Origin of the sequence: Rothia nasimurium, assembly GCF_042660305.1 — a bacterium.
Classification (GTDB): domain Bacteria; phylum Actinomycetota; class Actinomycetes; order Actinomycetales; family Micrococcaceae; genus Rothia; species Rothia nasimurium.
Genome location: NZ_JBHSTW010000018.1, coordinates 106,465 through 119,520, shown reverse-complemented (window position 1 = coordinate 119,520; position 13,056 = coordinate 106,465). Strand labels below are relative to the sequence as shown.

The 13,056-nt window shown below is 59.4% G+C and carries 10 protein-coding genes and 3 tRNA genes; 5 read left to right on the top strand and 8 right to left on the bottom strand.

From position 1 onward, the window contains the following. The first annotated feature begins 72 nt into the window (after positions 1-72). The gene (locus ACFP6B_RS07445; RefSeq protein WP_377128822.1) at positions 73-1,140 is read left to right on the top strand and encodes a hypothetical protein; all 1,068 of its coding nucleotides are present in this window, start codon (positions 73-75) and stop codon (positions 1,138-1,140) included. 95 nt (positions 1,141-1,235) lie between these two features. Here the strand turns inward: ACFP6B_RS07445 and metG are convergent, their stop codons facing one another. The 5 genes from metG to ACFP6B_RS07420 form a co-directional block, all read right to left on the bottom strand. Further along, complete coding sequence (gene metG, locus ACFP6B_RS07440; protein ID WP_377128819.1) at positions 1,236-2,777, bottom strand: methionine--tRNA ligase; 1,542 nt, start codon at positions 2,775-2,777, stop codon at positions 1,236-1,238. A 77-nt stretch (positions 2,778-2,854) separates the two neighbouring features. After that, positions 2,855-4,450, bottom strand: a complete 1,596-nt coding sequence (serA, locus tag ACFP6B_RS07435) for a phosphoglycerate dehydrogenase (protein WP_377128816.1) — start codon at positions 4,448-4,450, stop codon at positions 2,855-2,857. Positions 4,451-4,706: 256 nt separating this feature from the next. Continuing rightward, positions 4,707-5,735 carry a ketol-acid reductoisomerase gene (gene ilvC / locus ACFP6B_RS07430; protein WP_237236410.1) on the bottom strand — a complete coding sequence of 343 codons (1,029 nt, stop codon included), beginning with the start codon at positions 5,733-5,735 and terminating at the stop codon, positions 4,707-4,709. A 148-nt stretch (positions 5,736-5,883) separates the two neighbouring features. Then, positions 5,884-6,393 carry an acetolactate synthase small subunit gene (gene ilvN, locus ACFP6B_RS07425; protein ID WP_237194253.1) on the bottom strand — a complete coding sequence of 170 codons (510 nt, stop codon included), beginning with the start codon at positions 6,391-6,393 and terminating at the stop codon, positions 5,884-5,886. Next, entirely contained in the window at positions 6,390-8,228 is a 1,839-nt protein-coding gene (locus tag ACFP6B_RS07420) for an acetolactate synthase large subunit (RefSeq protein WP_377128811.1), read from the bottom strand. Before ACFP6B_RS07420 ends, ilvN begins: the two co-directional genes overlap by 4 nt. A gap of 429 nt (positions 8,229-8,657) precedes the next feature. Between ACFP6B_RS07420 and ACFP6B_RS07415 the strand changes: the two genes are divergently transcribed. Continuing rightward, positions 8,658-9,110, top strand: coding sequence for a hypothetical protein (locus ACFP6B_RS07415; protein WP_237204498.1), 453 nt, complete (start codon positions 8,658-8,660; stop codon positions 9,108-9,110). 121 nt (positions 9,111-9,231) lie between these two features. On the opposite strand, the gene ACFP6B_RS07410 is transcribed toward ACFP6B_RS07415, so the two are convergent. From ACFP6B_RS07410 to ACFP6B_RS07400, 3 genes are all read right to left on the bottom strand, one after another. Beyond that, positions 9,232-9,304 (bottom strand) — tRNA-Lys (locus ACFP6B_RS07410). 186 nt (positions 9,305-9,490) lie between these two features. Then, positions 9,491-9,563: transfer RNA gene (locus ACFP6B_RS07405), tRNA-Lys, on the bottom strand. Positions 9,564-9,731: 168 nt separating this feature from the next. Beyond that, complete coding sequence (locus ACFP6B_RS07400; protein ID WP_237198552.1) at positions 9,732-10,346, bottom strand: MarR family winged helix-turn-helix transcriptional regulator; 615 nt, start codon at positions 10,344-10,346, stop codon at positions 9,732-9,734. 199 nt (positions 10,347-10,545) lie between these two features. Here ACFP6B_RS07400 and bcp point away from each other — a divergent pair, with 199 nt between their 5' ends. The 3 genes from bcp to ACFP6B_RS07385 all read left to right on the top strand — a co-directional run bounded on the left by bcp (position 10,546) and on the right by ACFP6B_RS07385 (position 13,015). Beyond that, positions 10,546-11,016 carry a thioredoxin-dependent thiol peroxidase gene (bcp, locus tag ACFP6B_RS07395; RefSeq protein WP_237198551.1) on the top strand — a complete coding sequence of 157 codons (471 nt, stop codon included), beginning with the start codon at positions 10,546-10,548 and terminating at the stop codon, positions 11,014-11,016. Positions 11,017-11,089: 73 nt separating this feature from the next. Continuing rightward, positions 11,090-11,171 (top strand) — tRNA-Leu (locus ACFP6B_RS07390). A 116-nt stretch (positions 11,172-11,287) separates the two neighbouring features. Beyond that, positions 11,288-13,015 carry an ABC transporter substrate-binding protein gene (locus ACFP6B_RS07385; RefSeq protein ID WP_377128806.1) on the top strand — a complete coding sequence of 576 codons (1,728 nt, stop codon included), beginning with the start codon at positions 11,288-11,290 and terminating at the stop codon, positions 13,013-13,015. Positions 13,016-13,056: the final 41 nt, after the last annotated feature.

Genomic DNA, 13,056 nt, shown 5'->3' with positions numbered 1-13,056 from the left:
AAGAAGCAGCATCACCACAATCATCGAATGAATCCACGACGACCTCGTCACAGAAAGCAGACTACAAACGCCATGACCTCCCTTGACCAGCAAGGACTTCAGACCAGCCGCCGTGGCCTCATGCGCTTTGCCACACTCACAGGTGTGGCCGGTGTTGCCACCGCAGCAGGAACCGTAGCCATCAACGCTACCGCCCACGCAGCAGACGCAACCGCCAGCGTCTTCCCCTCAGATTTCACCTACCCCACCGTCACCGGCCCCTCCCTGGCCCTGTGGGGTAGCTCCTCCTTCGAAGGTGCCCAAGCCGACCAGGGCGTGCCTGCGGGGTTCAATGCAAGCATGGAAGCCCTGCTCAGCAGCTACCTTTCAGCACCGATTCTAGAATTCGGCCGCGGTGGCGAAACCTCTACCATGATCGCAGCCCGCCGAGGCGTGGCAACCAACATCTATAAGCTCTCCTTCCCCAACGACCGTATCCCGGCCAGCGGAAGCGTCAACATCACCCTGTCAGACTCTACGTATGTTGCCTGGGGTGTCAGCGCTTACGTACCCGGTTATGTGGGTGGCGTAGCGGGCGTCCTCGAAGCGGGTAGCACCGAAGGCACCTACACTTTTACCCGCGTCGTGCCCGGGGAAGAAATCTACGCCCCCGCCAATACTGAGGCAGCCTGGTTCTACTCCTACCAGGAAATGATTAGCCGCTCTTCTTACCATGTGCTGCAGATTGGCCGTAACAATATCAGCGATTACGACCGCATCACCCAGGACACCCAGCGATGCTACGATCTTGCGCCCGAACGCACCATCGTGATGGGCCACTTTGCATCGAGGGGCGATACTCTCGACTCTGACCGCGTCAAGAAGGTCAAGGCCTACAATGAGTGGGCGGCAAGCACCTACGGGGCTAAGTTCATGAACCCCGAGACCTACCTGCGCGAGACTACCCAGGAGTCCTGGCTGCGCTACGGTGCCCTTTCTGGCTCAGGTGTCTGGTCTTCAGACGAAGACCGTAAGGCCTACGAGGCCGGGCAGATTCCCCCGTCCCTGTATTCCTCCGACGGCCTGCACCTGAACGGCTGGGGTTACATTGCCCTGTCTCAGATGGTCTACTACAAGGTCACTGAGCTCGGCTGGTTCTAGCCTCTCGGGTGTAAGCATAAGGACGCGGCCCCCGCCTTTCGCGCGAAAGGTGGGGGCCGCGTCCTTATACGTTTGCTGGATACCCTGCTCGTAGCCTAGGCGCTCTTGGGTTCCTCGTAGCGGGGGAAGACGGGAGCTGGGGCGGGCAGCTCGGTGCCGGGCACTAGGGCTTGATCAAGCGCTGCGAAGAGGCGGTTCTCGGGAGCAACCGCCAGCAGGTCAAGCATCTTGCCCATGGATGTGGGCATAACCGGCTGGGTGAGGGTAGCGACGATGCGGAGTACCTCGGCGGTCACGTAGAGCACGGTGTTCATGCGTTCCAGGTCGGTCTTGCGCAACTTCCAGGGCTCCTGGGCGGTGAAGTAGCGGTTAGCTTCACCCACAACCTGCCAGATGCGCTCCAGGGCGCGGTGGAAGGCCTGCTCATCGAAGTCAGCGCGGACGGGCTCGTACAGGGCCGCTGCCATCTCAAGCATGGCGGTATCTTCTGCGGTGAAGGTGCCGTGGACAGGAACCTTACCGTCGCAGTTCTTGGCGACCATGGAGAGGGAGCGCTGGGCCAGGTTACCCAGGTCGTTGGCTAGGTCGGAGTTAATGCGGTTCTTGATACCTTCGGCTGAGTAGGAGCCGTCCTGGCCGAAGGAGACATCGCGCAGCAGGAAGAAGCGCAGCTGATCCAGGCCGAAGCTGGCGACCAGATCGGCAGGGTCAACTACGTTGCCGATGGACTTGCTCATCTTCTCGCCGTCAACCAGCAGGAAGCCGTGGCCGAAGACCCGCTTGGGGATTTCAAGGCCGGCTGACCAGAGGAAGGCGGGCCAGTAGATGGCGTGGAAGCGGGTGATGTCCTTACCAATCAGGTGAAGATCAGCGGGCCAGAACTTGGTGAACAGCTCCCCCTCGGTATCGGGGTAGCCCAAGCCGGTGAGGTAGTTGGTGAGGGCGTCCACCCACACGTACATGACGTGCTTGTCATTGCCGGGTACAGGCACTCCCCAGTCAAAGGTGGTTCGGGAGATAGAAAGGTCGGTCAGACCGTTCTTGATGAAAGCAGCCAGCTCGTTGCGGCGGGATTCGGGGTAGACAAAACCCTCGGTGGAGTAGAGTTCCAGCAGACGGTCGCCGTACTTGGAGAGACGGAAGAAGTAGGATTCCTCTTCGGTCCATTCAACCTCGGTGCCGGTTGAGGTAGCGTAGCGGACGCCGTCGCGCACCTCGGTTTCGTCCTCGGTGTAGTAGGCCTCATCGCGCACCGAGTACCAGCCGGCGTACTTATCCAGGTAGATATCGCCGCTCTCTTCCATCTTTGTCCAGATGGCCTGAGAAGCAGCGTAGTGGTCGGTATCGGTGGTGCGGATAAAGCGGTCGAAGTCAGCACCGACCATCTCAGCCATGGCCCGGAAGCGGGCGGAGTTTTCGTCCGCTAGTTCCTTGGGGGTCTTGCCCTGTTTTTCGGCTGTGGTCTGCATCTTCTGCCCGTGCTCATCGGTACCGGTCATGAAGCGCACATCGAAGCCGTCCAGCTTCTTAAAGCGGGCCATGGTATCGGCGGCAATAACCTCGTAGGCATGCCCGATATGGGGGGCACCGTTGGGGTAAGAAATCGCAGTGGTGATGTAGTACGGGGTAGAAGTCATAGGTACCACTTTACCCGCTTACACCAACCACTGCGAACGATATTTCCCGTGCTGGAAAGGCGCGGGTGGGCTTCTTACTAGTCGGCCAGATTGATAACCGCTGCGCGAGAAGCGTTGACTACCCGCTTGATGGATTCGAGCACCTCAGGGGAGAGGGCTGAGTCCAGGGCAAGGACGCAGAGGGCTTCAGCGTTCTTGTCGTTGCGGGAAACCTGCATACCGGCAATGTTGATGGAGGCAGTGCCCAGCAGGGTACCGATAGCGGCAATGACGCCGGGGCGGTCGACGTACTCCAGCACCAGCATGTGGTCGGTGATGGGGATTTCTACGTCGAAGCCGTTGACGTTGGTCAGCTTCTCAATCAGTTTGGGGCCGGTGACGGTACCGGCTACAGAAACCACCTCGCCGTTGGCCAGGGCACCGGTGAGCACGGTTTCGTTGCGGAAGTAGTCGGTTTCGGTGGTGGTGACCAGTTCAACCTCTACGCCGCGCTGTTCAGCCAGCACGGGGGCGTTGACGTAGGAGACCTTATCTGACACCACGTCGGTGAAGACGCCCTTGAGGGCTGAGAGCTTGAGGGAGGTGACGTCCTTGGTTGCGATTTCGCCGGCGATCTTGACTTCAACGCGGGTCAGGGCCTCGTCGCCGCCAATGGCGGTGAGGATGCGGCCAACCTTCTCGGCCAGGGGCACGCCGGGGCGGACGTCCTTATCAATAGCGCCACCTGCAACGTTCACGGCATCGGGGACTAGGTCGCCTTCAAGGGCCAGGCGAACCGACTTTGCCACCGAGATACCGGCCTTTTCCTGGGCCTCGAAGGTGGAAGCACCCAGGTGGGGGGTGGCAACGACGTTGGGCAGTTCAACGAAGGGTACGTTCTTAGCGGGTTCCTTGACGTAGACGTCGATGGCTGCACCGGCAATTTCACCGGACCGCAGGGCAGCATCGAGGTCAGCTTCGTCAATCAGGCCGCCGCGGGCTACGTTGACAACGTAGGCGGTCTTCTTCATCTTCTTGAAGCTCTCAGCGTTGATCATACCCAGGGTTTCGGGGGTGCGGGGCATGTGGATGGTGATGAAGTCAGAGCGCTCTACCAGCTCATCCAGTTCAACCAGTTCTGCGCCCAGGGCTGCTGCGCGGGCTGAGGTGACGAAGGGGTCGTAGGCGATAATTTCGGTGCCGAAGGCCTTGAGGCGTTCTGCAACCAGACCACCGATTCGGCCCAGGCCGATAATGCCGATGGTCTTTTCAAAGAGCTCAACGCCTGAGAAGGCGGAGCGCTTCCACTGGCCGGCCTTCATGGAGGCGTCGGCAGCGGCGATGTTGCGGGCCAGGCCCAGGATGTGGCCGACGGTGAGTTCGGCGGCGGAAATGACGTTGGAGGTGGGGGCGTTGACCACCATGACGCCGGCCTTGGTGGCGGCCTTGATATCGACGTTGTCGAGGCCAACACCTGCGCGGGCGATGACCTTGAGCTTCTTGGCGGCGGCAATGGCTTCTGCGTCGACCTGGGTGGCTGAGCGTACCAGAATAGCGTCTACATCGGCAATGGCGGGGAGGAGTTCGTCGCGGTTGGCGCCGTCGCAGGAGCGGATTTCAAAGTCGGGGCCCAGGGCTTCAACGGTGGCGGGTGAGAGTTCTTCAGCGAGCAGAACGACGGGTTTTGCAGTCACAGGTGGTTTCCTTAGATAGCGGGTGACGGTTAGAGAAAGTGGGGCAGCTGGCGCTTCGGACCCTAAGGACGCCGCTGGTAGGGGTGCTCGGCAAAGAGCAGGAGTGCGGTGGTTAGGCTACAGTTCACCGTACGGCTGTAGCGAGACCGCTCCCCCAGTTTACTGGGGGTTGGCAAGAGCCGGCTACCTTGCCCTGGGTGGGTGAGGTAGCCGGCTCTTGAGAGTTCACTGCTGGTGCAGGTGAGAGTAGCTTGGCTTAGCGGGCAACTGAGCCGTCGACGTAGTCTGAGTCAACGGAGTTGTTCCAGGCAAAGAGCTTGCGCAGTTCGCGGCCGGTTGCTTCGATGGGGTGGGCTTCACCCTTGGCACGCAGCTCCTTGAACTCGGGGCCGCCGGCTGCCTGGTCTTCCATGAAGCGCTTGGCGAAGGTGCCGTCCTGAATGTCGGCCAGAACAGCCTTCATGTTTTCCTTGACCTCGGGGGTGATCACGCGGGGGCCTGAGACGTAGTCGCCGTATTCGGCGGTGTCTGAGATGGACCAGCGCTGCTTGGCGATGCCGCCCTCAATCATGAGGTCAACGATCAGCTTGAGCTCGTGCAGCACCTCGAAGTAGGCGATTTCGGGCTGGTAGCCAGCTTCGGTCAGGGTTTCGAAGCCGTACTGGATCAGCTGGGAAGCACCACCGCAGAGAACTGCCTGCTCGCCGAAGAGGTCTGATTCGGCTTCTTCCTTGAAGGTGGTCTCGATAACGCCTGCGCGGGTTGCGCCAATAGCCTTGGCATAAGCCAGGGCCAGGTCGAGGGCCTTACCTGAGGCGTCCTTTTCAACGGCGACGAGGGCGGGCACGGCGCGTCCTGCCTCAAATTCGCGGCGGACGGTGTGGCCGGGGCCCTTGGGGGCGACCATAGCAACGTCGACGCCCTCGGGGGCTTCGATGTAGCCGAAGACGATGTTGAAGCCGTGGGCGAAGAAGAGGGCGTCACCTTCGTTGAGGTTGGGGGCGATGTCGTTCTTGTAGACCTCTGCCTGAACCTGGTCGGGGGTGAGGATCATGATGACGTCTGCTTCTGCTGCTGCTTCTGCAACGGTGAGGACGCGCAGGCCTTCTGCTTCTGCCTTGGCGCGTGACTTTGAGCCTTCTGCAAGACCAACGCGGACGTCTACGCCGGAGTCACGCAGGTTGAGGGCGTGGGCGTGGCCCTGGGAACCGTAGCCGATGATGGCGACGGAGCGTTCTGCGATGTTCGCCAGATCTGCGTCGTCGTTGTAGTAGATCTTTGCCATGGTGTTCGATCTCCTTGATCGGTTGAGGGGCAGCAGCTGCTGCTAAACCTTGGTTGTGATGAACCGTTAGTCTCTAGCCTAGTAGGTTCGGCTGATTTTGAGACGCAGGTTTCATATTTTGGAACGATATTTTTGGGCGGCTCTTCGCCTAGCCGCGCAGGGCCTTTTCGCTCATGGAGCGGGGGCCGCGAGAAAGCCCGATGGTGCCAGCGCGCACAATCTCACGGACGCCGAAGGGCTCAAGCACCTCAAGCAGGGCGTTAATCTTATTGGCAGAGCCGGTGGCCTCGATAATGACGGACTCGGTAGAGACGTCTACAATCTTGGCGCGGAAGAGGTCGGCGGCCTGGGTGACCTGGATGCGGGCTGCCGCGTCCGCCTTGACCTTGATGAGAATGTGGTCTCGCTGGGCCGACTGGTCGTCGGGCAGTTCCACAATCTTGAGCACGTGAATCAGCTTGTTGAGCTGTTTGGTGACCTGTTCAAGCAGCACGCCCTCGGCGTCAACCACCACGGTGATGCGGGAGATACCGGGAACTTCGGTGGGGCCAACGGCTAGGGAATCAATGTTGAACATGCGGCGGGCAAAGAGACCTGAGACTCTGGCCAGCACGCCGGGCTTATCTTCTACAAGAACCGAGAGGGTGTGGCGGCTCATAGCATCTCCTCATCTTCGCCCCAGGAGGGTGAGATATCTTTAGCAATCTGAATCTGGTCGTTCGATACACCGGCGGGCACCATGGGCCAGACCAGGGCGTCGGGGCTGACGTTGAAGTCTACGACGACGGGGCGGTCGTTGATCGCCAGGGCCTGCTTGATGGTTTCTTCTACGTCTGCATCGCTCTCGCAGCGCAGGGCGGCGCAACCGTAGGCTTCAGCCAGTTTGACGAAGTCAGGCACGCGCTCGGTACCCATGCCGGTCTTGAGGTGGGTGTTGGAGTAGCGGCCATCGTAGAAGAGGTTCTGCCACTGGCGCACCATACCCAAGGACGAGTTGTTGATAATGGCAACCTTGATGGGGATGTTGTTCTGCACGCAGGTGGCCAGTTCCTGGTTGGTCATCTGGAAGCAGCCGTCACCGTCAATAGCCCACACAACCGAGTCGGGGAAGGCAACCTTGACGCCCATAGCGGCGGGGACGGAGAAGCCCATGGTACCCAGACCGGCTGAGTTAATGAAGTGGCGGGGGTTTTCACTCTGAATAAACTGGGCCGACCACATCTGGTGCTGTCCCACGCCGGTGACGTAGTAGGCATCGGGGCCGGTGAGCTCGCTCAGCTTTTGGATGACGTACTGGGGGGAGCCCAGGCCATCGTCAGTCTTGGTGTAGCCCAGGGGGTAGGTTTCCTTGAAGCGGTTGACCAGCGTCCACCAGTCCGAAAGGTCTGGAAGTTCAGAGGCGAACTCACCTTCGAGAATCTCGTTGAGTTCGGGCAGCACGTAGCGTAGGTCGCCCACGATGGGTACGTCGGCAATACGAATCTTTGAGATTTCTGCGGGGTCTACATCGACATGGATGACCTTAGCGTGCGGAGCGAATTCTGAGACGACGCCGGTGACGCGGTCGTCAAAACGGGCGCCCAGGGCAATGAGCAGGTCAGACTTCTGCATGGCGGTTACAGCAGGAACCGTGCCGTGCATGCCCGGCATACCCAGGTTCTGGGGGTCTGAGTCGGGGTAGGCGCCGCGGGCGGTCAGGGTGGTGACGACGGGGGCGCCAGTGGTTTTAGCAAGCTTGAGCAGCTCGTCGGACGCTTCAGCGCGGACGACACCGCCACCCACGTAGAGGACGGGGCGCTGGGACTCGGTGATAAGCTTAGCCGCTTCGCGAATCTGCTTGGAGTGGCCGCGGGTCACGGGGTTGTAGCCGCGGGGGTCGGTGTTAGCGGGCGGCCAGGAGAAGTCCATCATGCCCTGCTGGGCGTCCTTGGTGATGTCAACGAGGACGGGGCCGGGGCGGCCGGTTGCGGCAATTTTGAAGGCGGTGGCGATGCAGCGGGGAATCTCCTGGGCATCGCGCACCATAAAGGAGTGCTTGGTGATGGGCATGGTCATGCCCACGATGTCGGCTTCCTGGAAGGCATCGGTGCCGATGACCTTTGAGGAGACCTGGCCGGTAATACAGACAATGGGCACAGAGTCCATGTTGGCGTCCGCAATGGCGGTGAGCAGGTTGGTGGCACCGGGGCCCGAGGTGGCAATAGCTACGCCGACCTTGCCGCTGGCGATAGCATAGCCTTCTGCAGCGTGCCCTGCCCCCTGCTCGTGGCGCACCAGGATGTGGTTGAGCTTTTCAGAGTCAAAGAGGGGGTCGTAGGTGGGCAGAATTGCGCCGCCGGGCAGGCCGAAGATATCGGTAACACCCAGTTCTTCGAGGGAGCGGACGATGGCCTGCGAGCCGGTCATACGCTCTACCGGTGAGGTTTCTGAGCTGCTACGGTTGCCCAGGTTTTTAGCTAGATCTGCAGGGTTGATGGGATTTCCCGCTGTCATTGGTGATCCTCGCGATGGTCTGAAGATGATCTTGTGTGTGAGCGGTGGGTGCGCCCGTTGGGTGTAGGTAGTGCCGGGTTGCGGATAAACCTAGAAAAAAACCCTCCGCCTGGTTGAGCGAAGGGTGCGCACGCCGTAAGACACATCAAAGACTTATGCTGCGCACTCGTTCACGAGTCGCACCACAAGAATAATCTGTGACTGTTGGCGTGTTGTCATACCCTTTATTCTTGGTGCTCGAGGGCACACCGGTCAAACCGGTCTTAGAATATGACACAGCCAGCTCACCCCTCAGACACCAACGGAGAGGGGTAAAGCGGTCTAGCCTGGTCAAACGACACAAACCTGCACATCGTCATTTAAAGACTTTTAGGCAATCAGTAGCACTTTTCTAGCCAAGACTTCAGCTATAGCACGTAGACTGATGGTATGACTGAACCCCAGCTCACCAGTAGTGAAATTGCCAAGGCCCTGCACACTGTCTTTGATAGTCAGATTATTAACTATGGGGCCTACAACCTGGTTTTTGCTACAGGTTCATCTATCTACCGCAACCCCGATTTGGCATCCCATCAGGAAGAAAACCAGAGCCACTTCCTTATCGGCTACAGGGATACCCCGCGAGAGGCCGTCATCGCCCCGCTCTCCCTACCCGAAGTTCGTGGCACCGGAACTCCCACTTCTATCGACAACACAAATGCCGCCCGCACCTTTAGCCTTTCAGAGTTTTCCTTTGGGTTAGAATCCACGAACGGCACCTCTTTTTCTCTCACCTTTGATCCCCACATGACCGTCCAGACAACAGAAGGTAGCGGCGTACTGGATCAGGCACTTGATATTGAAGATTTTAAGCGCGTCATCATTGAGGCCTGGGAGCTCTAGCCCTCCCCCAGGGTGAAGCCCGCACACAAAAGATTGGGTATCGTCTGAAGACTAGACGTAGATAAACCAGGATGAATAAAGAAGAAGCCCGACCGGCTAGCCGGTCGGGCTTCTTACGCTGTGCGCCCCCTGGGACTCGAACCCAGAACCCATTGATTAAGAGTCAATTGCTCTGCCAATTGAGCTAGAGGCGCATATTTACTTGTCAGGCCGAGAACCTGTCTCAGCAACGGGTTCTACTATACGCACCTTTTTTGAGGCGTGCAAGCCGAAAAGGGCATTTGTGAGCACTTCCACATAAGCGCCACATTTACACCCCCAACAGCCGCTTTTAGGCACAAAGAAGCCCGACCGGTTAGCCGGTCGGGCTTCTTGCGCTGTGCGCCCCCTGGGACTCGAACCCAGAACCCATTGATTAAGAGTCAATTGCTCTGCCAATTGAGCTAGAGGCGCATATTTACTTGTCAGACCGAGAACCTGTCTCAGCAACGGGTTCTACTATACGCACCTTTTTTGAGGCGCGCAAGCCGAAAAGGGCGTTTGTGAGCACCTTCATAAAAAGCGTATATATACAGCCCATACAGAAGACCTCCCGCCGTATCAGCAGGAGGCCCAGAAGCACTATTTACGGTACTCAGCAATCATCTCTGGCGTAATAACGTCCATAACAGCGGTATTGACGCGCTCAACGATAGGCTCCGTGACATTAGCCTCGGGTACGTCGGCTTCTGCCGACGGAGCCTCTGCTAAAGATTTAGTGATAGCCCCAATCTGGGCGGTGTGCTCACCGGCAACATCATCGAGCACCTCGCTACCAGCATGGTGCTCGCTCAGGCCTTCAATAATATGAATGAGCATTTCGCGAAATTCAGGGTTTGAGAGCTCGCCGGCAGATCCAAGCTTGCGGTCAATGTTCTCTGCTTCGGCCAGCACGCGCCGCCCCTCTTCGGTGATACCTAGAAGGTAGCTGCGGCGGTCAATAGTGTTACGGGTGCGGAAAACATGCCCGTGCGCTTCGAGTCGCGCAAGGGTCTTGCCCATGGTCTGGGCCTGCACACCCACAAGGGAGGCAACTTTCACCTGTGAAATCATGCCTTCGCGGGCAATGACGCCAAGAGCTGTTACGCCAGCATGGGTAAGCCCAAGTGACTTCAGCTGATCATTCCAGCTGTATTCCAGCATGCGCGCTGCAGTTGAGAGGAGTCGATTAATCGACCAATTACGAATTTCTGGCATAGCACCATTATAAGCATACTCAGCACTTATATGCCTAGACATGACAGGTGCTTGACATAACCAACTGTACACTGAGTAATTGTTGAACAACCCTGTTTTTCCGCTAAAAATCAGGGTTCCTTGCCCCTGATAAGCTGGTAGCAAGGCCGCAGCCCGGTAGGCTGCACCCCTTTTCTGTTCACCATGTGAAAGGACGCCCGTGGAACGACTTACTCCGGGAACCCCCGCACCCCAGTTCACCCTGCCCGCTGCAGGAGGTGGCACCGTCTCCCTGGCCGACTACGCAGGGCAGAAGGTCATCGTCTACTTCTACCCCAAGGCATCTACCCCCGGCTGCACCACACAGGCCTGCGATTTTAGAGACAACCTGGCCTCGCTTACCTCGCACGGCTACGCCGTCCTGGGTATCTCGCCCGACAGCGTCAAGGCCCTCGATACTTTCACCGAGAACCAGGAGCTTACCTTCCCCCTGCTCTCCGATGAAGACCACGCGGTTGCGGAAGCCTACGGGGCATGGGGCGAAAAGAAAAACTACGGCAAGACCTATGTGGGCCTGATCCGCTCCACCCTCGTCATCGACGAGAAGGGAATGATTGAGGTCGCCCAGTACAACGTCCGGGCCAAGGGGCATGTTGCAAAGCTGCGCCGAGATCTAGGCATCGACGCCTAACCGCGACGGCCGTATTTAGCAAAACCTCTCAAGGTGTTGTAGCATAGACACTGTTGTGCTGACAGCACCGCATGCGCGAGTGGTGAAATTGGCAGACACGCAGGATTTAGGTTCCTGTGCCTTACGGCGTGAGGGTTCAAGTCCCTCCTCGCGCACATAGACGAAACACCCGTTCAGCCCGGTTTATCCACGGTTGGACGGGTTTTTTGATAACCAGAACCTGGCGGCCACAGCCTAGGCCAACGAGCCTCAGAACGAAGGGGATTCTCTTATGGCAGCACCAGCCCTCACCCGTCGCACCCTGCTTCACTACGGTTCCCTGCTGACCGCCGGCCTAGCCCTTTCCGCCTGTTCAACCTCCACCGAGGCCATCCCCGCGGCGTCCGCCTCCGCCACCGAGAGCGCAGGCCCCACCTTCCGTTTTGCCCAGGGCGCCCAGGTACTCACCCTTGACCCGGCAGCTACCTACCGGGTAGAAAGCCACCGCATCAGCGCCCAGATTCTAGAACCCCTGGTGCGGGCCGACGTCAACACCGGCGAGCCTGCCCCCTCTCTTGCCAAGAGCTGGGAGATTAGCGAGGATGGCCTCACCTACACCTTCACTCTGGTTGAGAACGCTACCTTTAGCGACGGTAGCCAGCTGACAGCGGATAGCGTCCTTGCCAACATCGAGCGCTGGTCTCGCCTGGGGAAGGCTCCGCTGACCCGAATGACCCAGCCCTTCCACCAGCTCTTTGGAACAGCCCAGGCAACCGATGGCAGCCAGCTAGGCTCCCTGGTCAGCAGCTGGTCAGCCCCCAGCGATACAAGCATTACCATTGTGCTAACCCGTCCCTCCCGCAGCTTCCTCAAGGCACTCACCCAGCCGGCCTACGGGCTGGTCTTACCCAGCACTATCGGGACGGACGGCTACCTCACCGGCTCCCCCGTAGGCACCGGTGCCTTTACGCTGAGCTCCTGGGATGGCAGCACTGCCGTCCTCACCCGTAACGCCTCCTACCGGGGGCAGGCCCCAGACCTTGGCGCCATCGAATTCCTCACTATCCCCGACGCCGAAAAGCGCTACTACAACCTGCTCGAAGGCAGCATCGATGCCTACGACCAGGTGGCCCTCAAGGACTACGTCCCCCTGGCCCTGGACGGGTATGCGGTGCAGTCCCGCGACCCCTACGCAATTGCCTATATCGGTATCAACCTCTCCCACCCGGCCTTCGACGACGCCCGGGTGCGCCAGGCCCTGGCCCGCGCCATCGACAGGGCCGCTATCGTCGAGGCCTACTACCCCCAGGGCACCAATACCGCCCCCGACTTCATCCCCGCCCTCTTCCAGATGAAGAAAGAGGACATGGCACAGGTCTATACCTATAACCTCACCCGCGCCCAGGAACTCCTGCGCGCCAGCACCTACGCCAACCAGGCCATTGATTTCTACTACCCGGTCAATCTCTCCCTGCCTTCCCTGCCCTCGCCCGAAGGTATCTACTCGCTGATTTCGGCCAACCTGGTTGAGGCAGGCTTCAACATCGTGCCCAAACCCTACCGCTGGTCAGACGCCGGTACCGAGGACGTACCTACCGCCCACCCCGACTACGGGCTAGAACTGACCGGCTTTATCGGGGCCTTCCGCGACCCCACCGCCTTTCTAGGGCATGTGCTCACCCCGGCGGCGTCCGCCCCCACCACCATCAGCGAAGCCAGCCCGAGCGCCAGTGCCAGCGCCAGCCCCTCCCCCACCTCCACGGCAGCAGCCAGCGAACCGACCAAGGCTACTGCCAGCTACGCCAGTATCCGCCAGGCTATCGACGAAGCCGACACCCATACCGATATCGCCGAATGGCGGGAAGCCTACAAGAACATCAACGACCAGGTAGCCAACCTACTTTCAGCCATCCCTCTGGCCTACCCTGTCTCGGGCGTCACCCAGGACCAGAGGGTACGCACCTACACGGTGAGCGCCACCTGCATCGACGATTTCTCTACCGTGCACATCGACGACTAAACCCCTACCTGGTACCCGCAAAAGAGCGTCAAAGAACTGCG

Bases quoted from the DNA above. Each gene is read 5' to 3' on its own strand.
- ilvN (WP_237194253.1), bottom strand. From the start codon at position 6,393: ATGAGCCGCCACACCCTCTCGGTTCTTGTAGAAGATAAGCCCGGCGTG.
- ACFP6B_RS07400 (WP_237198552.1), bottom strand. From the start codon at position 10,346: ATGCCAGAAATTCGTAATTGGTCGATTAATCGACTCCTCTCAACTGCA.
- ACFP6B_RS07415 (WP_237204498.1), top strand. From the start codon at position 8,658: ATGACTGAACCCCAGCTCACCAGTAGTGAAATTGCCAAGGCCCTGCAC.
- ACFP6B_RS07445 (WP_377128822.1), top strand. From the start codon at position 73: ATGACCTCCCTTGACCAGCAAGGACTTCAGACCAGCCGCCGTGGCCTC.
- ACFP6B_RS07420 (WP_377128811.1), bottom strand. From the start codon at position 8,228: ATGACAGCGGGAAATCCCATCAACCCTGCAGATCTAGCTAAAAACCTG.
- ACFP6B_RS07385 (WP_377128806.1), top strand. From the start codon at position 11,288: ATGGCAGCACCAGCCCTCACCCGTCGCACCCTGCTTCACTACGGTTCC.
- metG (WP_377128819.1), bottom strand. From the start codon at position 2,777: ATGACTTCTACCCCGTACTACATCACCACTGCGATTTCTTACCCCAAC.
- ilvC (WP_237236410.1), bottom strand. From the start codon at position 5,735: ATGGCAAAGATCTACTACAACGACGACGCAGATCTGGCGAACATCGCA.